General features: G+C 55.7%; 14 protein-coding genes. 7 read left to right on the plus strand and 7 right to left on the minus strand.

Annotated elements, in window-relative coordinates:
- The first annotated feature begins 181 nt into the window (after positions 1-181).
- From rpoB to E1H13_RS03685, 3 genes are all read left to right on the plus strand, one after another.
- Complete coding sequence (gene rpoB / locus E1H13_RS03675) at positions 182-3484, plus strand: DNA-directed RNA polymerase subunit beta (RefSeq protein WP_169612053.1); 3303 nt, start codon at positions 182-184, stop codon at positions 3482-3484.
- Positions 3485-3598: 114 nt separating this feature from the next.
- Positions 3599-5473 carry a DNA-directed RNA polymerase subunit gamma gene (locus E1H13_RS03680; RefSeq protein WP_169612054.1) on the plus strand — a complete coding sequence of 625 codons (1875 nt, stop codon included), beginning with the start codon at positions 3599-3601 and terminating at the stop codon, positions 5471-5473.
- 107 nt (positions 5474-5580) lie between these two features.
- Positions 5581-9573 carry a DNA-directed RNA polymerase subunit beta' gene (locus tag E1H13_RS03685; protein ID WP_169612055.1) on the plus strand — a complete coding sequence of 1331 codons (3993 nt, stop codon included), beginning with the start codon at positions 5581-5583 and terminating at the stop codon, positions 9571-9573.
- Positions 9574-9580: 7 nt separating this feature from the next.
- On the opposite strand, the gene E1H13_RS03690 is transcribed toward E1H13_RS03685, so the two are convergent.
- Positions 9581-10474: a DMT family transporter gene (locus E1H13_RS03690; protein ID WP_169612056.1), complete on the minus strand. Its 894-nt coding sequence runs from the start codon at positions 10472-10474 to the stop codon at positions 9581-9583.
- A gap of 535 nt (positions 10475-11009) precedes the next feature.
- On the opposite strand from E1H13_RS03690, the gene E1H13_RS03695 reads away from it, so the two are divergent.
- The gene (locus E1H13_RS03695) at positions 11010-12524 is read left to right on the plus strand and encodes a hypothetical protein (RefSeq protein WP_169612057.1); all 1515 of its coding nucleotides are present in this window, start codon (positions 11010-11012) and stop codon (positions 12522-12524) included.
- Between the two features lie 105 nt (positions 12525-12629).
- Positions 12630-13436: an alpha/beta hydrolase gene (locus E1H13_RS03700; RefSeq protein WP_169612058.1), complete on the plus strand. Its 807-nt coding sequence runs from the start codon at positions 12630-12632 to the stop codon at positions 13434-13436.
- Positions 13437-13491: 55 nt separating this feature from the next.
- On the opposite strand, the gene E1H13_RS03705 is transcribed toward E1H13_RS03700, so the two are convergent.
- From E1H13_RS03705 to carA, 5 genes are all read right to left on the minus strand, one after another.
- A complete protein-coding gene (locus E1H13_RS03705; protein WP_169612059.1) occupies positions 13492-13782 on the minus strand; it encodes a DUF1816 domain-containing protein in 291 nt (96 codons plus the stop codon).
- A gap of 44 nt (positions 13783-13826) precedes the next feature.
- A complete protein-coding gene (rlmB, locus tag E1H13_RS03710; RefSeq protein WP_169612060.1) occupies positions 13827-14999 on the minus strand; it encodes a 23S rRNA (guanosine(2251)-2'-O)-methyltransferase RlmB in 1173 nt (390 codons plus the stop codon).
- A 369-nt stretch (positions 15000-15368) separates the two neighbouring features.
- The gene (locus E1H13_RS03715; RefSeq protein ID WP_206070010.1) at positions 15369-15794 is read right to left on the minus strand and encodes a ribonuclease III domain-containing protein; all 426 of its coding nucleotides are present in this window, start codon (positions 15792-15794) and stop codon (positions 15369-15371) included.
- Between the two features lie 123 nt (positions 15795-15917).
- Positions 15918-16283 (minus strand): STAS domain-containing protein, encoded by a 366-nt coding sequence (locus tag E1H13_RS03720; RefSeq protein ID WP_206070012.1) that lies wholly within the window; start codon positions 16281-16283, stop codon positions 15918-15920.
- Between the two features lie 383 nt (positions 16284-16666).
- The gene (gene carA, locus E1H13_RS03725) at positions 16667-17821 is read right to left on the minus strand and encodes a glutamine-hydrolyzing carbamoyl-phosphate synthase small subunit (RefSeq protein WP_169612062.1); all 1155 of its coding nucleotides are present in this window, start codon (positions 17819-17821) and stop codon (positions 16667-16669) included.
- A 316-nt stretch (positions 17822-18137) separates the two neighbouring features.
- Here carA and E1H13_RS27860 point away from each other — a divergent pair, with 316 nt between their 5' ends.
- Together E1H13_RS27860 and E1H13_RS03735 are read left to right on the plus strand one after the other, a co-directional pair.
- Positions 18138-19025, plus strand: a complete 888-nt coding sequence (locus tag E1H13_RS27860; RefSeq protein ID WP_278002493.1) for a retropepsin-like aspartic protease — start codon at positions 18138-18140, stop codon at positions 19023-19025.
- A 52-nt stretch (positions 19026-19077) separates the two neighbouring features.
- Positions 19078-19992 (plus strand): alpha/beta hydrolase, encoded by a 915-nt coding sequence (locus E1H13_RS03735; RefSeq protein WP_169612063.1) that lies wholly within the window; start codon positions 19078-19080, stop codon positions 19990-19992.
- 134 nt (positions 19993-20126) lie between these two features.
- On the opposite strand, the gene E1H13_RS03740 is transcribed toward E1H13_RS03735, so the two are convergent.
- Positions 20127-22871 (minus strand): IPT/TIG domain-containing protein, encoded by a 2745-nt coding sequence (locus tag E1H13_RS03740; RefSeq protein ID WP_169612064.1) that lies wholly within the window; start codon positions 22869-22871, stop codon positions 20127-20129.
- Positions 22872-23068: the final 197 nt, after the last annotated feature.

Raw genomic sequence — 23068 nt, forward strand, 5'->3', positions numbered from 1 at the left:
GCCAGTCATGACGCTTTGTCCCACTCCTCGATATTGGTATTGGCTTAGTGCCCCTCACCCCAAAATAGATCCCGCCCCTTTTTATCTTGCTTAGCTTGACTAGGTGAATAGCCTCTTGGCTGATTTACCGCTGTTATATCCCGTCGCCGTTGGCTAGGGCCTGACTTGCTTTAGGAGACCCATGACTGAACCCATCACCTACACCACCCCCAACTTCGTTCTGCCTGATCTGGTTGAATTTCAGCGGTCTAGTTTTCGCTGGTTCTTAGAGGAAGGGCTAATCGAAGAGCTGGAAAGCTTTTCTCCCATCACTGACTACACCGGTAAGCTGGAACTGCACTTCCTAGGCAAGAACTACAAACTGAAACGACCCAAATACGACGTCGACGAAGCCAAGCGACGGGATGCCACCTATGCGGTGCAGATGTATGTCCCCACTCGGCTAATCAACAAAGAAACCGGGGAAATTAAAGAGCAGGAAGTCTTTATTGGCGATCTGCCCCTGATGACCGATCGCGGTACCTTCATCATCAACGGGGCTGAGCGAGTGATCGTCAATCAAATTGTTCGTAGTCCTGGGGTCTATTACAAAGCCGAAACCGACAAAAACGGGCGACGTACCTACAACGCCAGTCTGATTCCTAACCGGGGGGCCTGGCTGAAGTTTGAGACGGATAAAAATGATCTGGTGTGGGTGCGGATCGACAAAACCCGGAAGCTGTCGGCTCAGGTACTGCTGAAAGCCCTAGGCCTAAATGATAGTGAGATTTTTGATTCCCTGCGTCACCCCGACTACTTCCAAAAAACCATTGAAAAGGAAGGACAGTTCAGTGAAGAAGAGGCCTTGCTAGAGCTATACCGCAAGTTACGGCCTGGCGAACCTCCCACGGTATCTGGCGGTGAGCAACTGCTGTACTCCCGGTTTTCTGATCCCAAGCGCTATGACCTGGGTCGCGTGGGGCGCTATAAGCTAAACCGCAAGTTGCGGCTCAACATTCCCGATGCCACCCGAGTGTTGACCCCCACCGACATTCTCACGGCCATCGACTACCTGATTAACCTAGAGTTTGACCTGGGCAGCATCGACGACATTGACCACCTGGGCAACCGTCGGGTACGTTCGGTGGGCGAGCTATTGCAAAACCAGGTGCGGGTTGGTCTTAACCGCCTAGAGCGGATCATTCGGGAGCGGATGACTGTGTCCGATGCCGACTCCCTCACCCCAGCCTCATTGGTTAACCCCAAGCCCCTGGTGGCGGCGATTAAAGAATTCTTTGGCTCTAGCCAACTGTCTCAGTTCATGGATCAAACCAATCCCCTGGCTGAGTTGACCCACAAGCGCCGCATTAGCGCCCTAGGGCCTGGGGGGCTGACTCGGGAGCGGGCGGGCTTCGCGGTTCGAGACATTCACCCGTCTCACTATGGTCGCATTTGCCCGATTGAAACCCCAGAAGGTCCCAATGCCGGTCTGATTGGTTCTTTGGCTACCCACGCTCGGGTGAATGACTTTGGTTTCATTGAGACCCCCTTCTTTAGGGTCGATGACGGGCGGGTGTGCAAAGATGAGGCCCCCCTCTACATGACCGCCGACGAAGAGGATGATCTGCGGGTTGCCCCAGGGGATGTGGCCACCGATGAAGCGGGCTACATTCTAGGAGACACCATTCCGGTGCGCTACCGCCAAGACTTTACGACCACCACCCCCGATGAGGTGGACTACGTCGCGATATCGCCGGTACAGATTATTTCTGTGGCCACCTCCTTGATTCCCTTCCTAGAGCACGATGACGCCAACCGAGCCCTGATGGGATCTAACATGCAGCGGCAGGCGGTGCCTCTGCTGCAACCAGAGCGGCCCCTGGTGGGGACGGGGTTAGAAGCCCAGGCGGCCCGTGACTCAGGCATGGTAATTATTAGCCGCACCGACGGGAATGTGGTCTATCTCGATGCCGACTTGATCAAAGTACAGGATCCAGAAGGTAACGTTCATGAATACGAGCTGCAAAAGTACCAGCGCTCTAACCAAGACACCTGCCTGAATCAACGACCCATCGTCTTCCCCGGGGAACAGGTTCAGGCCGGTCAGGTGTTGGCAGATGGGTCAGCCACCGAAGGAGGGGAACTGGCCTTAGGACAAAATGTGCTGATTGCCTATATGCCCTGGGAGGGATACAACTACGAAGACGCCATTCTTCTGAGTGAGCGTTTGGTGTTTGATGATGTCTACACCTCCATCCACATTGAGAAATTTGAGATTGAGGCCCGGCAGACCAAGCTTGGGCCTGAGGAAATTACCCGAGAAATTCCCAATGTCGGGGAAGATGCTCTGCGTCAGTTAGATGAAACCGGCATTATCCGGATTGGGGCCTGGGTTGAGTCTGGGGATATTTTGGTGGGCAAAGTCACCCCCAAAGGAGAATCTGATCAACCCCCAGAAGAAAAGCTACTCCGGGCGATTTTCGGGGAAAAAGCTCGGGATGTGCGAGACAACTCCCTGCGGGTACCTAACGGCGAAAAAGGTCGCGTGGTAGATGTGCGGGTGTTTACCCGGGAACAAGGGGATGAACTTCCCCCGGGGGCCAATATGGTGGTGCGGGTCTATGTGGCCCAGAAGCGCAAGATTCAAGTGGGGGACAAAATGGCGGGCCGCCACGGCAATAAGGGGATCATTTCCCGCATTTTGCCGGTGGAAGACATGCCCTATCTACCGGATGGTACCCCCATTGACATTGCCCTCAACCCCCTAGGGGTGCCTTCCCGGATGAACGTAGGGCAGGTGTTTGAGTGCATGTTGGGCTGGGCCGCTGATAACTTAAATGCCCGCTTTAAGGTGATTCCCTTCGACGAGATGTATGGGGAAGAGTCTTCCCGCAACTCTACCCACGGTAAGTTGGCGGAAGCCCGGGAATACACTGGCAATGACTGGGTGTTTAACCCTGAGGATCCGGGCAAAATTCAGCTGCGGGATGGCCGCACGGGCGAGGCGTTTGACAAGGCGATTACCGTGGGTCGGGCCTACATGCTGAAGTTAGTGCACCTGGTGGATGACAAGATCCATGCTCGTTCCACTGGCCCCTACTCGTTGGTCACCCAGCAGCCCCTGGGGGGTAAGGCCCAGCAAGGGGGACAGCGGTTTGGGGAAATGGAAGTGTGGGCCCTGGAGGCCTTTGGGGCCGCCTATACCCTGCAGGAATTGTTGACTGTGAAGTCTGACGATATGCAGGGGCGTAATGAGGCTCTGAATGCGATCGTCAAAGGTAAGTCGATTCCTCGACCGGGCACCCCTGAGTCCTTTAAGGTGCTGATGCGAGAACTGCAATCCCTCTGTTTGGATATTGCCGTGCATAAGGTGGAAACCCGAGAAGACGGCACCAGCCGCGATATCGAGGTGGATCTGATGGCTGATGTCAATAGTCGCCGGACACCGTCTCGTCCCACCTATGAGTCCATTGCCCGGGAAGAGGTGGAAGAACTGGAAGATTAACGTTCTTTTTAGGCAGGACGACGTTGGGTTGTCCGTCGTCCTGCTTCGCACCTAGGAACCCTAGACCCCCGTTAACCAGCCGGATTGAGCGCGCTTACAAGGAAGAGACTGAGCATGCCTAAGATTGAACAGCGGTTCGACTACGTCAAAATTGGATTGGCTTCCCCCGATCGCATTCGTCAGTGGGGAGAACGCACCCTGCCCAACGGTCAGGTGGTTGGGGAAGTGACAAAGCCCGAAACCATTAACTACCGCACCCTGAAACCAGAGATGGACGGGCTGTTCTGTGAGCGTATTTTTGGTCCGGCAAAGGACTGGGAGTGTCACTGCGGCAAGTATAAACGGGTGCGTCACCGTGGAATTGTCTGTGAGCGCTGTGGCGTTGAAGTAACAGAATCCCGCGTCCGCCGCCACCGCATGGGCTACATTAAGCTCGCTGCTCCGGTGGCCCATGTTTGGTACCTGAAGGGGATTCCCAGCTACATTGCTATTCTGCTGGACATGCCGCTGCGGGATGTGGAGCAGATTGTTTACTTTAATGCCTATGTGGTGCTAGACCCTGGCAATGCTGACAACCTCAGCTACAAGCAGCTGCTGACCGAAGATCAGTGGATTGAAATTGAAGACCAGCTCTACGACGAAGACACCGAACTCGCAGGGGTAGAGGTGGGGATTGGGGCTGAGGCCCTGAAGCAGTTGCTCGAAGATCTGGAATTGGAAACCGTGGCTGAGAAGCTGCGAGAAGACATTGCCAACTCCAAGGGGCAAAAGCGGGCCAAGCTGATCAAACGCCTACGGGTCATTGATAACTTCATCGCCACTGGCTCTAAGACCGACTGGATGGTGCTGGATGTGATTCCAGTGATCCCCCCCGATTTACGTCCCATGGTGCAGTTAGACGGGGGCCGGTTTGCCACCTCTGACTTGAACGACCTTTACCGGCGGGTGATTAACCGCAACAACCGCCTAGCCCGTCTCCAGGAGATTCTGGCTCCTGAGATTATTGTCCGTAACGAAAAACGGATGCTCCAAGAAGCGGTGGATGCTCTGATCGACAATGGCCGTCGGGGCCGGACGGTGGTAGGGGCCAACAACCGCCCTCTGAAGTCCCTGTCTGACATTATTGAGGGTAAGCAGGGCCGCTTCCGTCAGAACTTACTGGGCAAGCGGGTGGACTACTCTGGCCGTTCTGTGATTGTGGTCGGGCCTAAGCTACAAATTCACCAGTGCGGTCTGCCCCGGGAAATGGCGATCGAACTGTTTCAGCCGTTTGTGATTCATCGGTTAATTCGCCAAGGGTTGGTCAACAATATCAAGGCGGCGAAAAAGCTGATTCAGCACAATGACCCCAGTGTTTGGGAAGTGCTGGAAGATGTGATTGAGAGCCACCAGGTGATGCTGAACCGGGCACCGACGCTGCACCGTTTGGGGATTCAGGCCTTTGAGCCGATCCTGGTGGAAGGGCGGGCGATTCAACTGCATCCCCTGGTATGTCCTGCCTTTAACGCTGACTTTGATGGTGACCAGATGGCAGTGCATGTACCCCTGTCTCTAGAGGCCCAGTCGGAAGCCCGGCTGTTGATGTTGGCCTCGAATAATGTGTTGTCTCCAGCCACAGGACAGCCCATTATTACCCCGAGTCAGGATATGGTCCTGGGCTGTTATTACCTGACAGCAGAAAATCCCGATGCCCATAAAGGAGAGGGGCACTACTTTGCCAATTTGGAAGATGCCATTATCGCCTTTGAACAGGAACTGGTAGATTTACACGCCAAGGTCTGGCTCAGGTTTGACGGTCAAATTGAAGCGGATCAAACCGATACCTCAGCCCCAGAACGGATAGAAGCTGAGGATGGCACAATCACTGAAATCTATGAGGATCGCCGCATACGCCTGGACGCAGAAGGTAACCTGCTATCCCAATACGTCAAGACCACCCCAGGGCGAATTATCTACAACAAAGCGATCCTGGATGCGATCGCGGGCTAAGACTGGCGGCTAAAACTAAGTTTGGGGGCATGGCTCAACCCCCTAAACCACACACAGACATCGGCAACGGCTAACGCAAGTACATGAACACGAGGGGCGAAAATACAATGGCTGACCAAGGGGCAACTCAATCCTCCATGATCTTCCGGAATCGGATTATTGACAAGAAGCAGCTAAAAAAACTGATTGCCTGGTCCTTTACCCACTACGGTACGGCTCGCACGGCTCAAATGGCGGACCGGATCAAAGACCTAGGCTTTAAGTACGCCACTCGGGCGGGGGTTTCCATTAGTGTTGAAGACCTGCAGGTGCCCCAAGAGAAGCGGCAGTTGCTGGCGGCAGCGGAAGAAGACATTCGGGCCACCGAAGACCGCTATACCCGGGGAGAAATTACCGAGGTGGAACGCCTTACCAAGGTGATCGACACCTGGAATGACACCAGCGAAGAGCTAAAAGACCAGGTGGTGAGAAACTTTAAGATCAACAACCCCCTCAACTCGGTCTACATGATGGCCTTCTCGGGGGCCCGAGGCAACATTTCCCAGGTACGCCAGTTGGTGGGAATGCGGGGGCTGATGGCCAATCCCCAAGGGGAAATTATTGACCTACCGATTAAAACCAACTTCCGGGAAGGGCTGACGGTTACGGAGTATGTGATCTCCTCTTATGGAGCCCGAAAGGGGCTAGTTGATACGGCCCTGCGCACCGCTGACTCGGGCTATCTCACCCGGCGTCTGGTGGATGTGTCCCAGGATGTGATTATTCGGGAGCACGACTGCGGCACCGAACGCGGTATTCCCCTGACCAGCATGACCGATGGAGAACGGGTGTTGATTCCCCTAGAAAGTCGTCTGCTGGGCCGGGTGGTGGCGGAGGATGTGGTTCACCCTGAAACCGGCGAGGTGATTCTGGAGAAAAATCAGGCGGTATCCCCAGAAATTGCGGAGGACATCGTTAAGGCTGGGCTGGAGTCAGTGACGGTGCGATCGCCCCTCACCTGTGAAGCTACCCGCTCGGTTTGTCGTCTTTGCTATGGCTGGAGCCTAGCTCACTCCGACATGGTTGACCTAGGGGAAGCCGTCGGCATCATTGCAGCCCAGTCCATTGGCGAGCCTGGCACCCAGATGACCATGCGGACCTTCCACACTGGCGGTACCTTTACGGGGGAAGTAGCGCCTCGGATTCGAGCCAAAAAAGACGGTACTGTCAAACTACCCAAAAACCTGAAAACTCGAATCTTCCGTACCCGCTACGGGGAAGAAGCGATGATGCTGGAAGCCAACAGTGACATCGTGATTGAAGGTAGTGGCAAAAATAAAACCGAGTCTTTGCCCCAGGGCACCATTTTGTTTGTCCGAGATGGCGATACGGTGATCAAAGAGCAACTGCTAGCGGAACTCCCCTCCGCTGGACGTACCCGCAAAGTCACCGAAAAAGCGACTAAAGACGTGACCTCTGATCTGGCCGGGGAAGTCCGGTTTGACGGTCTGGTGCAGGAAGAGAAAACCGACCGTCAAGGAAATACCACCCGCATTGCCCAGCGGGGTGGTCTGCTGTGGGTACTAGCCGGTGATGTCTATAACCTGCCCCCAGGGGCTGAACCTGTGGTGCGTAACGGCGATCAGGTCAACGCCGACGATACCCTGGCCGAAACTCGCCTGACCACTGAGCGGGGCGGTATCGTGCGTCTACCCGGTACTGAAGACGATAAGGGTAGCCGGGAGGTGGAAATCATCACTGCTTCGGTGATGCTAAATCAGGCTCAGGTGCGTAAGGAACATGGCCAAGGGCGTGAACATTACTTCATCGAAACTGCCAATGGTCAACGGTTCTCGCTGATCGCCACGCCGGGGGCTAAGGTCACCAGTGGTCAAGTGATTGCTGAACTGGAAGATGACCAGTACCACACCCAGACTGGCGGTATCGTCAAGTTTTCTGGAGTGGAAGTAGCCAAAAAAGGTAAGGGGAAACAGGGGTACGAGGTCACCCAGGGGGGGACGCTGCTTTGGATTCCTGAGGAAGCCCATGAGGTGAACAAGGATATTTCTCTGTTGATGGTGGAGGACGGCCAGTACCTGGAGGCGGGTACGGAAGTGGTCAAGGACATCTTCTGCCAGAACAGTGGTGTGGTCGAAGTTACCCAAAAGAATGACATTCTGCGGGAAATTTTGATCAAACCCGGTGATATCCATATGGTGGATGCCCCTGAGGATGTGATGGATCGCGATGGCACGATTGTCACCGCTGGCGAAGAGATTATGCCAGGGTTGGTAGCCGATGATCTCCGCTATGTGGAGTATGTGGAAACCCCCGAAGGGCCTGCGATTTTGCTGCGTCCGGTGGAAGAGTATCCCGTGCCTGACGAGCCCTCTGTACCAAGTCAAGATTCTGCCACTGAGGCCGCTAATTCCATTCGGCTGCGGGCCACTCAACGGATTCCGTTCAAAGATGGAGAGCGGGTGAAGTCGGTGGATGGGGTAGAACTCCTGCGCACTCAATTGATTATGGATATCGAAGATGAGTCACCCCACGTGGTCGCCGACATTGAGTTGGTGCCCGACGAGGAAGATGCTGACCTGATGCGACTGCAGATGGTGGTGCTAGAAACCCAAGTGATTCGGCGCGATGTGATTGCAGATCAAACCCAAGGGAGCACCGTCACTCGACTGTTGATAGAAGATGGCCAGCAAATCGAGCCTGGGGCGGTCTTGGCTCGCACCGAAATCCGCTGTAAAGAGTCTGGGGAAGTGCGCGGTATTCGGGAAGGGCAAGAAGCCATTCGCCGGGTGTTGGTGGTGCGGGATTCTGACCGGGTGAAGGTGGACTTGCAGGGGCAGGAGTCGACGGTGAAGGTAGGGGATCTGGTGGTGGCCAACACCCCCCTAGCCAATGGCATCAGTTACGAAGAATCAGGAGAGGTGACCGCCATTAATGGGGAAGAGGTGCGGCTGCGGCTGGCGCGACCCTATCGAGTCTCAACTGGTGCGGTCCTGCACATTGAGGACGGCGACCTAGTGCAACGGGGCGATAACCTGGTGTTGCTGGTGTTTGAGCGGGCGAAGACCGGGGACATTATCCAGGGTCTACCCCGGATTGAAGAACTGTTGGAAGCTCGGCGACCCAAGGAAGCCTGTGTGTTGTCTAAGCGTCCTGGTACCGCCCAGGTGGTCTATAGCGATGATGAAACCGTTGAGGTAAAGGTGGTCGAGAACGATGGGGCGATCGCCGAATACCCCATCAGCCCTGGCCAAAATGTGCTGGTATCTGATGGCCAAATGGTGACCACCGCCGAGCACCTGACCGACGGTCCTGCTAACCCCCACGAAATTCTGGAGGTATTCTTTGACTTCAATCTGAGTCACGGGATGAGCATTCATGATGCGGCCCTGCATGCGCTGCAGAAGGTGCAATCCTTCCTGGTGAACGAAGTGCAGTCGGTGTACCAGTCCCAGGGCATTGATATTTCCGACAAACACACCGAGGTGATTGTGCGGCAGATGTCTTCCAAGTGTCGCATCGACGATGGGGGTGACACCACCATGTTGCCTGGCGAGTTGGTTGAAATTTATCAGGTGGAGCAGGTGAACGAAGCGATGGCCATTACTGGCGGTGCTCCAGCCCAGTACACCCCTGTCCTATTGGGGATTACTAAGGCGTCCCTGAACACCGACAGCTTCATTTCGGCAGCCAGCTTCCAGGAGACCACCCGGGTACTGACTGAGGCTGCCATTGAAGGCAAGTCAGACTGGTTGCGGGGCCTGAAGGAGAACGTGATCATTGGTCGTTTGATACCGGCGGGGACTGGCTACAACGCCTACGAAGAGTCCATAGTGCCCGAGGTGGACAACGGTTACGAGTCCGCCATCCTAGACGACGACATGATCCTTCAGGATGTGGTGCTAGATGATCGCACTGCCCGCAACTATGACCTAGAGGGCAGCCTTGGCATGTTAGGGGATGACGAGATGATCGGTGGCTCCATGGAGGAGGGAAAGTCAAAAACAGATGACGACGACGATGATGATGATCAGTCGCCTAACGGTACCATCTTGGACGACGATGATGACTTGCTGATCGACGATCAGACACAGGCGCTATAGCCTACCCCTAGGGGGATGCTTGCACCAAAAGGCTGATGCCCCCTAGGGCAACCATGGCCCCAGCCACGGCCCTGGGGCTAACCGACTCCCCTGAGGCGGCAGCCAGGGGCAAAATGAACAGTGGACTAGTGGAGGTTAGGGCCTGGGCGATACCTGTAGCCGCGTATTTAAGCGCCATTTGTTGCAGATAAATGGCCAGATAAGTGCCTACAAATGCCGTTAAAGCCACCGTCGCCAGTAGCCGGGGCGATCGCAGCGGGGTCAGGGGAGTCATCCCTTGGCCCCGCCAACGTAATAGGCCCAAAATAATGCTGAGCCCAGCCAAAAGCCGCACCAGAGAACTCCATAGGGGATCAATCGCTGTCTCGGCTAGAACCAATCGAGACAGCACGGCCCCAACCGCTTGGCCTAGGGCAGCCAGGACGCCATAGATTACCCCTCGGTAGCCACCAGGCCCAGGGGCCATCCCCTTCACAGGCGGAATGCGTTCCGCAACTACCCAACTGACACCAACGAGGGTGAGTCCAATCCCGACCCAGGCGGTGCCGGTCAGGGTTTCGCCTAAAAAGGCTAGGGCAATCAGAGCCGCCATGGGGGGAGCCAACGTTTCTAAGAGGATGGCCCGACGGGGACCTAACTGATTAATCGCAGCGAAGTAAAGGGTATCCCCCAGGCCAATTCCCACCCCGCCACTGATCAGCAGTAGCCCCACGGCCCCAGCGGTTAAGCCAGTGGGTGGGCGCCCTAGCAAAACCAGGGTCACCAGCAGCAGCCCAATGGCGATCGCCCCCTTGGCCAGGTTCAACCCCAGGGGTGGCAATCGCTGGCCCAACCGCCCAAACATCACCGAGGCCACCGCCCACAAAAAAGCTGCCGTTAAGGCCGCTAGCTCCCCTGGCATGGTTTTCCTCAATTAAATCTTTAGAAAGAATAATTCTCCCACACGGCTTTTCCTCCTTCCTATGCACCAGGGCAGACACACAGCCCCTACGCCTCTCAAGAACGAAAAAAGAAAAGAGAAGAACGAACCCTCTCTCCCATGCGCTTTGCTGCTGCGTGCGGGCAAAGCCTTATGCACAGGCTAAGCCCTACGTTTTTCTCATCCCCCCATCACCTCTATCCTCCAGGAAGCCGCTCCACGTTTACACCCATCCACCCATCCACCCATCCACTTCCTAACCCTTCACCCTACCCTACGGGAAGCCGCTCCACGTCTACCCCCTATCTCCCCACCTCCCCACCCACGCTACGAATTCAAAATTCAAAATTCAAAACTTCCCCACCACCCCACCACCTCCCCACACAGAAATTTCACACAGGATTGTACGGATTACTAAAGCCCACCCTGTAAAAAGGACAAGAGACCAGCCTGAACCTACGGGTTGGACTGGAGATAGGCGGTACTCAGTAGGGCGCAACAGAAGGAGAAAGCAGTTATGCGGGTATGGACACTAGCCTCATGGGGGGGATTGCTGGCCTTAACAGCTTGCAGCGGTAGCGATCAGGCTGGCCCCTTATCAACTCAACCGACTGCTCCAGAGGACCCCGTCTCTACCCCCCTCTCTGCAACTGAGGCCAGCCGTAACCTCCGGAGAGACACCGCCACTGCCCAGGCTCTAGCCGAGCCTGAGACCCAACTGAACCGTCCCCAGGTGAGCCGCTCATCTCGGGCCAAGACACCAACCCTTTCCCCGCCAACCTCGGCCAGACCAGCAACCCCCCCCTCCTCGGCCCAACAGCTGCGGGCCAGGGTCCAACAAATTCGTCAGCAGCGGACTAATGCAGTACCCTCCCCACCCTCTAGGTTGAACCAGCCCTCATTGACGGCGGTTCAACCTGTGCCCCAACCCCCCAGACCAGAGAGCGTGGCAGCAACACCTACCTCCCCTGCCCCCACGACCGTGACGGCCCCTCAGCCGGTTGTCACCACGCTGCCAACCCCCCACCGTCCCCAGGAGGGACCGCTCCATGGTGGCAATCAGCGCTTCACCCCTGCCGAGGCAGTTCCCCCGCTTGCGCCACAACCCTCAGCGGCGGCCAGCCCTGCCCCCCAGGAGCAACCCGAGGTAACCCGCCTAGATTCTGCTTCTCCGGTGCCAGCAGCCCCCCATCAAGGGTATAGCGCCACTCGTCCCGTATTGACCCCATTATCTGCCTCAACGGCTGAGGGGAGGGAGCTTGCTGGCCTAAGGCTACATGGTCGCCCCAGCCCATCTACGGAACCAGAGGCGGCGGCCACAGATGGCGTTGGTCAGGAGCCCGAGGCAGGCTTCGTTAGACTTTCCCTTGACACCCCCCTACCGGACTCCATTAGGCTGGCTGGTGAATGGCCTGGACCAGAAGCATCATCAGCGGACGAGGGTGACTCTGCCAATAGTGACTCTGGCGAGCCCGTTGTCAGTGAACCCGTTTCCCCGGTCACCGAGGAAGTAGAACCCGCCGCGATCGCCCCTACCACCCCCCCTGAGGTACAGGGCCAGGCCGCCGATTCAGCCGCTGCGTCAGTCTCTTCCCCCACCGCCGTTGTCCCTAGCCTGAACGGAGATCATCCTACCCCTGAATCTGGGGTTGACCAGGGATCACCTCAGTTTTCCAATCATTTACGGTTTGATTCCAACCGATTTGATCCCGAACACTTTGATCTTGGGACCAAAACTCGACCAGCCTTCTCTAAGGCTAAGCCAACGCCAACCTCTGAGCCATCGACGCGGTCAAGGGAGGCAACGCCAGGGCACCAGAGCCATGGCCCGATTCGGTTAACAGCCCAGCAGGCTTGCTTCCCCTCTGCCAACCAACACCAGACCCGTGACGAAGCCTCCTCCATTCCTTTGGCGACTCGAGTCGCTAGGCTACAGCAAAAGCATCGTCAAGGGGATGCCCACCGTGGAGATCGCTGTGCCACCTTCTTGGTGACCACAGACGAGGCTGCTGCCCAGGGGGAAGCCCCCTAAATCGCCTCCCTCTGCGGTAGCCCCTGCCAGATGCTGGCTGTAGGCCGCAATGCACCGCCCTAGGCCAAGACAGTAGAATAGCTATTGTTATTTGCTGGGTTACCTGTGCAACTTCATTGCCATAGCCAAGGGTCGGGTCCACCGCTGCTATGTTTACATGGTCACCCTGGGTCAGGTCAGACCATGGCGGTCTTTGCCGAAGGGTTAGGGGCGAGCTACCGCATCCTAGCGCCCGACTTGCGGGGATATGGAGCGAGCCGGGCACGCCGTCCATTTCAACTGGAAGATCATCTTGGGGACCTGCTGACGTTGTTGGATCACCAGGGGATCGATCGATGTCGGCTATTGGGCTGGTCTTTGGGGGGAATTTTGGCCCTGGAACTGGCTCTCCGTTACCCAGAGCGGGTACAGGGGTTGATTTTAATTGCCACGGCAGCTCGTCCTGTCAGCGACCACCCCCCTACCCCCTGGTGGGAGATGGTAAATACGGGGCTGGCGTCCCTGCTGAATCTGGCTTTACCGGGTAACCCTTGGGTAATTCGGACGTTGGGATCGCGATCGCTATACCGCTACCTACTTCACCAACATACCCCCCAAGCCTATCGACGGCTAGCCCAGGAGGGCTTCTGGGCCTATGTGAACACCTCCCGGTATGCTCACCAGGCCCTACACCAAGCGATCGCTCGGGGCTATAACCGACTGCCAGACGTGGGGGTGATCGCAGTGCCCTGCTTGGTTCTCTGTGGAGCTCGCGATCGCCATATCACGGCCCAGGCAAGCCTAGAAACAGCCGCCCACCTGCCCCAGGTAGAAAGCCATTGCTATCCAGATGCAGCTCACCTCCTGCCCTGGGAAATTCCTGACAAAATTGCCAGCGACATCAGCCGCTGGCTAGCCCGCCAAACGCCTTGACAGGAGGCAGCTGCTCCCGCACTCTAAGGTTTAGTCTTAACGCGGTAACAGCCCGCTAAGATTGACCAAACACTGGTGCAGAAAAATCTCCGAAAGGACTGTCTGCCTCATCGGAAATAGTCAGTTGGTCGGGGGTACTACAGTGCAGCAAAACAGCTCGAATATTTTGAGCCCCTTCCTGCTCAAGATCTTCGATGTAACCGCCTTTGAGGGCCTCTGCCTCGGTGTCGGTGTCAAACGGACCAAAATAGTAGGTGCAGGCAGGGTGGTTAGTTTTAATTTCAACCCACCAGAACTCCCTACCGCCAAACAGATTACTTAAAAAGCGACCAATCGCAGTTTTCATAGTGCTTGCCTATCTAAATCTCGCCTGTCTAATCTAGCTACGCATTAATTAAGGGATTCAACCTCAGACTGGTCCAGGGGTAGCGCTGGCCCTTGTTTGTTTATACTGCTTTGCTTTTGGTTTTGCAAAGAGGAAATTTGTTGTTGGGCTACCCATTGATGACGATATATCTCATAGAGCGCCATGCCTGTAGCTACCGATGCATTTAGGCTGGGAACTGTTCCTTTGAGCGGAATTGAGATCAGCTGGTCACAGCTCTGCTGCACCGTCAGGCTTAGCCCCGAGCCCTCGGCACCCACCACTATCACCGTGGGGCGATCGAAGTGGGTACGGTGGACGGGTTGACTGCCCTCCGCCGAAAGGCCATAAATCCAGAAGCCTTTTTCTTTCAGAGTTTCGAGAGCCCGCTTTAAATTAACCACCCGGGAGACCGGAAAGTGCTCCAGGGCGCCAGCGGCTACCTTCGATACGGTGGATGTAATACCCACAGCCCGTCGTTGGGGGATCACAATACCCTGGGCTCCCAACGCTTCAGAGGTGCGAATAATTGCCCCTAAGTTATGGGGATCGGTAATTCCATCGGCGGCGAGAATCACCGGTAGACGAGCTGATGCCAGGGCTCGCTCAATCAGTACATCGATGTCTAAATAGTCGTGGGAAGCGGCTTGGGCGGCAATGCCCTGGTGGTTGGCCCCAGCGGTCACTTGGTTTAACCGCTGAGTATCCACTTCATCGATCACAGCCCCATTGGCCTTTGCTTCGTCAATCAATGATAAGAAGCGGGGATCGTAGCGGATGCGAGCATTTACCCAAACTCGGTTGAGGGGGCGGTGATTTTGTAAGGCTGCTTCCACCGCATGGCGACCATAAATCAGATCGCTATCCTCTTGGGTCTGGCTGTCGGGATTAGGCCCAGCCTGCGCCCTAATCACCGGTTTGGGCGCAGCCGAGGAACCGCCTCGGCTCTGGCGATCATAGTTGGGCTTGCCGCTGCTGTGGCGTTTATAGCCATCATAGCGGGGTTTGCCGCTCCCCCTGTAGGGAGAGGATTGCCCATCGCGGCGAGGGGTGTCTCCATCATTGCGGGGCTTGCCACCTTTAGCGGTAGACCGCTTGCCGTCATAACGAGGTTTGTCGCCTTTGTAGCCCCCCGCCGATTTGCGAGGGGGAGGAGTCGACGATCCGTGGGGTCTACGGGAGGGTTTTTCGGGTGGCATGGTCACACCTGACTAAGCAAAGATGGGATAGTGCCCAAGGGGCATCTGTAGCGAAAGAAGCAAGAGCGAAAGACGAACTGTAGCGAAGGGCAATACAATAACTGAGAATGCAGGCGATCCCAGGGACTCGCCGAGAGGCCTACCCTAACGGAGCAGATAACAGTGACTAGAAGAACAGGCTGGATAGGGTAGCCTTGTGCTGGTGATGAGGGTCGGCTTAAACAGAACTCCTAGCCTAGCATGATTAGCCAACTATTCTGATGTCTTCTAGATAGGCTGCACTAACACGAAGTGGCCATTCGGAGAGAGCAAACCCTAATTCTTGGCCTGGGAAATCTGTAGTCTAAGCCTAACACTTCTACCACTAGCCTAGGGCTTTTGACTATCCTTGGTCGACGCTGGGGTCAGGGCTGGAATTTGGCTTAGGAGATCGGTTAATCGACTGGGATCAGTGAGATAGAGATAGCCCACTAGGGTTTCAAACCCGGTGGCCTGTTGATAGGTATGCCCATCAATGCGCCTTGGCCCACGGCTAGATGCATTGCGCCCTCGCCGTAGGATATCCTTTTCGGCAGCGGTCAGCAGGGGAGTGAGTTGCTCAATGTGAGCGGCTTGTTGTTCAGCCCGCACTAGGCTGACCACCTGACGGTGATAGGCCTGAATTCGCTTCGGTGGCGTTAAAAACAAGCCCCGCACATAAAGCTCATAAACGGCATCCCCGAGATAGGCCAAAGCTGTCGGCGACAGCTCCTGCACTTGCTGCGGTGTCAAGGCCATGATCTTTTGCTTGTCCATCACCTGGCGCTGATGTTGCAGCCAATCGCAGCTAGTCGATACGCGCTGATCATCAGCAGCGCTAGTCATCACTAACCATACCCCCGGTGAATGGGTGCTCCAGTCGGCTGGCGGTGGCTCACCTTAACCACCGTTGCTGTCTTGGTTATTGAGATGAGCGATCGCATCATCGACTGAAGGCTGTAGAGACAGAAACTTCTCTAGGCGCACCAGCTTGACAGTCTGAGTGACCCGAGGATTGGTCACAACCTGCACCGTACCACCATCGGTGGTCGCTTTTTTGACCAGCTGCACCAAGGCACCAAGTCCAGAACTATCGACAAAGTCAATGGCGCCCAGGTCCAGGATAATGTTCTTGGGGCCAGCCTCGATATACTTGGTCATCACCTTGCGGAAGGCCGGTTCTGAAAAAGCATCGAGTAAGCCCGTGAGGCGAAACAGTTGATAGGTTCCCCTGACATCGCGGGTGCCTCGTAAACTTACGGTCAGGGTTAGAGATTCAGCGATAGGAAACCTCCTCGGTGCTCCAATTCGACAGTTAAATATAAGTCAGGATAGCGGAGTACGCAAGGGGTGGAAATTCCCCCCTGGGTGAACGGCTTACCCGGCTAGATGTCCTTTAGTTTGACCCATAGCTACACCTGCCATAACGCTTTGGGGTGAGCTACCAAATGCGCGATGGAACGCTGTTGTCCTTGCCTTGATCCTTTAGAGCATTCTAGCTAGCTGTCCCCATGACTAGGGGTACTGGTTAGGGACAGTGGTCCAATTCAGGAGCCTTACTCTTGTCATTGCCCCCATAACCAGCCACTACTGGAAAGCTCTAGTAAACTAGCATATAGCGATTTGGCCATATTGTGTTGTAGTAGTCGTTATTGTCTTTGTCGATGGGTACGCATTGATTTGACAAACTTAGAGAATAAGTAATCGGCATCATGGGGACCAGGGCTAGCTTCGGGGTGATACTGCACCGAAAACAAGGGCAGGGTTTTGTGGGCTAAGCCAGCCACCGTCTGGTCATTCAAGTTGAGGTGGGTAATCGCCACCGTGTCTTCGGGAATGGTGGCGGCATCGAGGGCAAATCCATGGTTCTGGCTGGTAATTTCCACCTGGCGTTGCAGCCCACAGGGCTGGTTGAGTCCCCGATGGCCAAACTTGAGCTTAAAGCTAGAGGCCCCCAGGGAAAGCCCTAGGATTTGATGCCCCATACAAATACCAAAGGTGGGCAGTTGGTGCTCTAGCAGAGCTTTGATGAGGGGGGGAGCTTCGCTTACCGCCGCTGGATCCCCAGGCCCATTGGATAGAAAAATGCCATCGGGGTGGTAGGCCATGATCTCCTCTACGGTGCTAGTAATGGGGACCACCACGACGCGACAGCCATAGCTGGCTAGTCGCCGCAAAATGTTGCGCTTGACCCCAAAGTCGATGGCGACGACAGTTAGGGGATCGGCTTGGTCGGCGGTCGCTTCTCCAGCACTGAACTCCCATGGGGATAGGGTGCCTTCGTTCCACTCGTAGACCTCAGTCGTACTGACCTGGTTTACCAGGTTCAGCCCCGTCATGGAGGGGGCATCTTGGAGTTGACGAAGCAGCTCTTCTGGATCGAGAATTTCGGTGGAAATGGCGCCATTCATGGCTCCAACGGTGCGCAATTTACGGGTCAGGGCCCGGGTATCAATGCCAAAAATGCCGGGAATCTTATGGTGCTTTAGGTAGTTGGGCAAAGATTGGGTGGAGCGCCAGTTACTGGGAATGTCACAGATATTACGGGCGATCGCCCCTTTGATATGAGGCCGACTAGACTCTTCGTCGTCAGGATTGACCCCGGTATTCCCTAACTCTGGGTAGGTAAATGTCACAATTTGACCATAGTAGCTAGGGTCTGTCATCACCTCTTGATAACCGGTCATGCCGGTGTTAAACACCACTTCTCCCATGACGGTGCCGGAGGCCCCAAAGGACCAACCCTGAAACACCGAACCATCAGCTAAAACAAGGCAAGCGGGGGGGGCGTCTGGAAAAGCCATGGCCATTCAATCCTCTGCACTGGGCGCTCTTTATCCTAAGGCCAAAACTGCGCTTAGGCCCAAGGTTACCGTTTGTTTTTATAGCTTGATGAGCCAGTCTGGTCAGACATGTCCCAGATAGAACGTTCAAGCGGTTAAACGTTTTTAAGGTTTCCAGATGGCCTAAACCACTATAACGATTACCCTACTTACGGTTAAGCGCCTAACCCTGTGATCATTAAAGACAGATGATTCTATCCAGGGCGACACTTTTTTGACCTCAAAGGGCATCTTGAATACATAGACTGATGTTGTGGTGATTGGCTAGATCGTTGGTATGGGAAAACGCACCATGGGCTGCTTTGGAAAAACAACTCAGACCCTGGGCCTGTTGGGGGCCGGGTGGATGCTAGCTAGCTGTGGCGTCGCTGGGGATCTATGGCCAGGCATAAATTCTACGGATGGGCAAGGACGACAAGACGCAACCTTACAAGATTCCTCGGAGCAAGAGGCCCTGCCCCTAGCGATGGATCCAGCTCCGCCTGCAGCGGAGCCATCCCCTGAGCCCCAGAAGCAGCCCGATAGATTTCGGGAGGCCGTGAATCGGGCCAGCAGTGCCGTGGTAATTGGTCAGTCTGCTCAATCTGCCAGTGACTGGGAATTAGCAGCCAATCGATGGCAACAGGCGATCACCCTGATGCAGCAGGTACCTAGCCACAGCCCCAACCATGGCCAGGCCCAGGCCAAGGTGCAGGAGTATCAACAGCACCTGGCTGCCGCCCAGGCCCAAGTCTCTCGAGAACCGGTGACCTCTCAACCAACCACTGCCCCGGTGGCGGCCTCCCAACCGGCGAATGGGCTGGTGGCCCAGGTGCCGATCCAGCGACGCCAGGGCGGTACCCCGGTGGTGGCGGTGACCCTGCACGGACAACAGGGGGGCAAGACCTTTCCGATGCTATTTGATACGGGGGCTACGGCAACTTTGATCACCGCTGACATGGCTCAGGCGGCTGGGGTGGTGGTGGTGGGTGAAACCCGGGCCAGAATTGCCGATGGCAGTGTGGTCACTCTGCCCGTAGGCTATGTGGACGCCATTGAATTGGGGGGCTTGCGCAAAGAGTCAGTGCGGGTGGCCATCGGCGGCAGCTACGGCCTGTTGGGCCAAGACATCTATGGTGCATACGGCATTGCCATTGGTTCTCACCAAATTAACCTGCACCAGTAGCGGTAAATTCGTGGGATTATGCAGCAGACCTGGATGAACTGCGACCTCTGCTATGCTCACCGCCACTTTACCGACTGCTGCCCAAGCCCTAACCGAAGCCACCTCCGTACAGATGGCGGTGGCCATCCAGGTGGAGGGCGTGCAAACTCCGCTAGCCTCAGAGCCGATCCCCACCGCTTGGGCCACCGCTGGCCAGGGTCAGCCTCCGTTGGTGTTGCTCCATGGCTTTGATAGTTCCCTACTGGAATTTCGTCGGCTGTGGCCACTGCTGACCCCCCAGCGACAAACCTGGGCGGTGGATTTGCTGGGGTTTGGGTTTAGCGATCGCACCCTCAGCCCCAATCTATCTCCCCTGGCCATTAAACAGCACCTGTACAGTTTTTGGCAGCAGCAGATCGGCACCCCCATGGTGCTGGTGGGGGCCTCCATGGGCGGCGCGGCGGCTATGGATTTTGCCCTGACCCATCCCGAGGCGGTGGCTCAACTGGTGTTGATCGACGCCGCTGGCTTTGCTGCAGGCCCTGCCATGGGCAAGCTGATGGTCCCCCCCCTGGATAGCTGGGCCACAGCCTTTCTGCGCAATCCCCGAGTGCGGCGCAACATTAGCCGCCAGGCCTATTTTGACAAAAGCCTGGTCACCCCTGATGCTGAACTGTGCGCTGCCCTACACCTGGACTGCGATCGCTGGAAAGAGGCCCTAATTGCCTTCACCAAAAGTGGTGGCTATAACTTTCTGGGCCCTAAAATTCCTGATATTACCCAACCCACCCTAATTCTCTGGGGGCAGCAAGACCGAATTTTAGGCACCAAGGATGCTCAGCGATTTGAAACCGCGATCGCCCATAGCCAACTGGTCTGGATTCCCCAATGTGGCCATGTTCCCCACCTGGAAAAACCCAAGGCGACAGCGGAGGCGATTATGCAGTTTCTAGACGCTACTGTCGCTGCCAATGGAGGAATAGGTTAATCCCTACTAGCCTAGAGTAAACTGTGGGTTGGTCAAGAACCTCCACCACTGCTAGCAAATAAACTTTGCCGACGTAATGTGTGGTGCTGCCAACCCACAGTAGGGGCTATCTTAGGTTGTCCAACAACATTGGCCTACAGCCATGGCAGAATTGAGGGTAATTGTCGATTGATGGCCGCCGAATATCGTCTAGCCCCAGCTACAGAGGGGTGGCCAATGGAAGCCACATTGCAAACCGTACCGTTAGACACAAGATTGGCATTCGCCTCGCAGGCATGAGCTCTGGGTCCTGCGATCGCTGGGTTATCTTCAGGGCTTAGATCGAGGCCAATGCCAAACAGCAAAGAATTGGGGGCAAAGATAGCATGGTCTTCCCTAAAGTTAGGATCAATAAAGAAAATACGAGTGCTATCTAGGTCAGCATTAACCTCATCAATGGCCCGGTTAATAGCATCATGGGCCAAGTCTCGAAATTGCTGACAGCGTTGTTGTACCCGATTCATGGCTTCCCGAGTAGCCAAATGACCGGCCACACTCTTTAGCAGGAGTGCTGCCATCAAGGCCTGAAATCGTAAGTCGTTTCGGCTGGACTGACTGAAAATTTGGAAATAGCCTGTGACCACAACCTGCGCTTCAGGAAAAGCCGTAACTGTCTTTTCTAACAGAGCCTTCATGCCGTCATAGCAGGCTTGCTCGATCAGGGGTTCTAAATTATCACCGACAGGATTGAGAATTGTCCGGATATCGACATCATTGATGCCACCATCTAGCAAGACTAAATCAACGGATGAATCCTGTTGCTGCGTCCCCAAAAGAGCGTCTACCTGCTCTAAGATTGTCGGCCTAGCACTGGGGATTTCCCCCGGCAGCTCAATCCAACCCTCATTATCGTGGGTCGGGGACAGACCAAGACCAATGACCGCCCCAGAATGGGCTTTCACATCCTTATAAATTCCGATGTGCCCGGCCCGATTCGCAAGGGTGTTTTCCAGAATCGAGTGCATTTTCTCAGCATCCTGCAACCCTTGTCCCCACTGAATGGAGTCGCCTACCACCACTAACCGGAAGGTTTTGAGGGTAGCAGATAGGGGATCAGAGGCAATTCCTGTGGGTAAGACCGCTTTAACCGTAATCGGTTCCCCGGCCGCATTCGATTCGGATTGAGCGGGGCGTTGGAGGATAAATCTGACTTCAGAAGCGTTGACGAAAGTAATGTCTGGCATTTCTTCGTCATTCACCACCACCCGCAGATTGGGCACAAAACCACTGCCGATTAGCCGGGTTTCTTGACCGGGAACCAGCTGGGGACCGGCTTCAGCCTGGAGCAGTTGTTCAAGTTTAGGCACAATCAGCAGTTCTACCCCATTAGACTCTGCCCCATTGGACTGATCGCTGTCGGGGCGGCGGACAGTCACTTGCCGGCGGCCCCCCTCTGTAGAGGGCACCTGGAAGCGCAATAAGCCGTCTGAAACATAGGTGGTGGGGCAGGGTTGACCATTGAGGAAAACCTGATCGTTAGAACTAAAGCGATCGCCGTGCACCTGTACCGTTTCCCCCACCTGGGTTCTGCTAGGATTCAGATGTTTAATCGCTGGCTCCGTTAGCTTCTGGCGAAAAGCGTCTGGGTCGATGGGGGTAAAACGGGTGGCCTCGCTGCCATGGTGCTCACCCCGTTGTCCCTCGGTTCCATCCTGGCCGCGATTACCGTTCTGGCCGGGCCTGCCTGCCACGGCACTGTCCCTAGGGCTACAGATGCGGATACCAATCCCTTGATCAGAACGCCCAATAGCCCCTCCCTGACCACCACTGCCACCCCGGCCGCCACGTCCCCGCTGGCCGCCGCGTCCCGCCGAAACATCGACGTAGAAACCGTTGCTGTATTGATTGATCATGGGCTGGGGCATGTAGAAAGCAATCTTGCCGCCATCACCGCCGTTGCCACCGTTGCCGCCATTCCCCCCATGGCCACCGTTGCCGCCATTGCCACCGCTGCCCCCCTGGGTGCAGCTTAGATAATTCCAACTGGAATCAAAGCCTCGGGCACCATGGCCCCCATGGCCGCCGTCACCGCCATCCGCCCCCGGCCATCCGTCCTGTCCCCCCAATTCAAACAGAGGACTACCCTGCAGATCGAGGGTCCAAAATTCTAGTTCTGGGCCACTGGCACCATCCGGCCCATCACCCCCGTGCTGGCCATTTTGCCCCCGCCGACCATGCCTTACTTGCGTATTGCGGTTAGGTCTGGGAGGTAAGCCCGGCCGATTCGGGCGTTCATCAGGTTCTGGAGGTAGATAGTCGGGCTCGGGTTCTTCCCAGGTAAAGGCCACATTGTTGCCCACCTGAATCTTCTCGGCCAGAACCGTCAGATAGCGGTTTTGCCCGGTGAAGATCACGGTAGTGTTGTCTTCTAGGATGATTTCGGTGGCAGCCCAATAGGCATAGGGAATTGGCAGGACACTGGCCGTGAAGCCGAAAATGCCTGTCGGTAAGGGTTCGGGGTTAAGCAACCGGGCAATGCCCCCCATTTGTTCCAGTTGGCCCGTTGCCGCCGAGGGCCGTAGGACATTGTGAAAAGTCACTTCACGGCCATAAAGGGGGTTGCTGCGTTGTCCTCTGGTCGGTCTTAGCTGGGGCCGTAGTAATCCTGGCATTGGAATCACATTGCCTGACAGGCGCAAGGTGCCCAGGGTGGACAGACTATCAATGCCCCTCTGTTCTAGTAGGGCTTTGTGCTGTAGCATCTTTTGTCGAGTTGCAGCATCGGCCGCTACAAAACTGAGGGGAGTAATGTTGAGAGTACGAATATGTCTGCGCAGATGATTTAAATCTATTGTTGTGGCACGCCGATTTAAGGGCTGTCTAGGTGTCGTAGTGACCATAGTGTTACCTTCAAACTTGAGCATAAGCGATAGCAGAGACGCTATGCCCCATAGCCTAGGCAGACTAGCCGCCAGATGTCTGTGGGAAAACATCTGATAAACATCAGGTGTTTGGGAGAGGATCTGGGGGTGTAGTTTGCTTCCCTTGAGAGTGGGAACTTTGCGATCTACCGAATCTGAATCAATGTCCGAAATCC

Origin of the sequence: Nodosilinea sp. P-1105 (assembly GCF_012911975.1) — a bacterium.
Classification (GTDB): domain Bacteria; phylum Cyanobacteriota; class Cyanobacteriia; order Phormidesmidales; family Phormidesmidaceae; genus Nodosilinea.

Bases quoted from the DNA above. Each gene is read 5' to 3' on its own strand.
- rpoB (WP_169612053.1), top strand. From the start codon at position 182: ATGACTGAACCCATCACCTACACCACCCCCAACTTCGTTCTGCCTGAT.
- E1H13_RS03705 (WP_169612059.1), bottom strand. From the start codon at position 13,782: ATGAAAACTGCGATTGGTCGCTTTTTAAGTAATCTGTTTGGCGGTAGG.
- E1H13_RS03695 (WP_169612057.1), top strand. From the start codon at position 11,010: ATGCGGGTATGGACACTAGCCTCATGGGGGGGATTGCTGGCCTTAACA.
- carA (WP_169612062.1), bottom strand. From the start codon at position 17,821: ATGGCTTTTCCAGACGCCCCCCCCGCTTGCCTTGTTTTAGCTGATGGT.
- E1H13_RS27860 (WP_278002493.1), top strand. From the start codon at position 18,138: ATGGGAAAACGCACCATGGGCTGCTTTGGAAAAACAACTCAGACCCTG.
- E1H13_RS03715 (WP_206070010.1), bottom strand. From the start codon at position 15,794: ATGGACAAGCAAAAGATCATGGCCTTGACACCGCAGCAAGTGCAGGAG.
- E1H13_RS03685 (WP_169612055.1), top strand. From the start codon at position 5,581: ATGGCTGACCAAGGGGCAACTCAATCCTCCATGATCTTCCGGAATCGG.
- E1H13_RS03690 (WP_169612056.1), bottom strand. From the start codon at position 10,474: ATGCCAGGGGAGCTAGCGGCCTTAACGGCAGCTTTTTTGTGGGCGGTG.
- E1H13_RS03680 (WP_169612054.1), top strand. From the start codon at position 3,599: ATGCCTAAGATTGAACAGCGGTTCGACTACGTCAAAATTGGATTGGCT.
- E1H13_RS03735 (WP_169612063.1), top strand. From the start codon at position 19,078: ATGCTCACCGCCACTTTACCGACTGCTGCCCAAGCCCTAACCGAAGCC.
- rlmB (WP_169612060.1), bottom strand. From the start codon at position 14,999: ATGCCACCCGAAAAACCCTCCCGTAGACCCCACGGATCGTCGACTCCT.
- E1H13_RS03740 (WP_169612064.1), bottom strand. From the start codon at position 22,871: ATGGTCACTACGACACCTAGACAGCCCTTAAATCGGCGTGCCACAACA.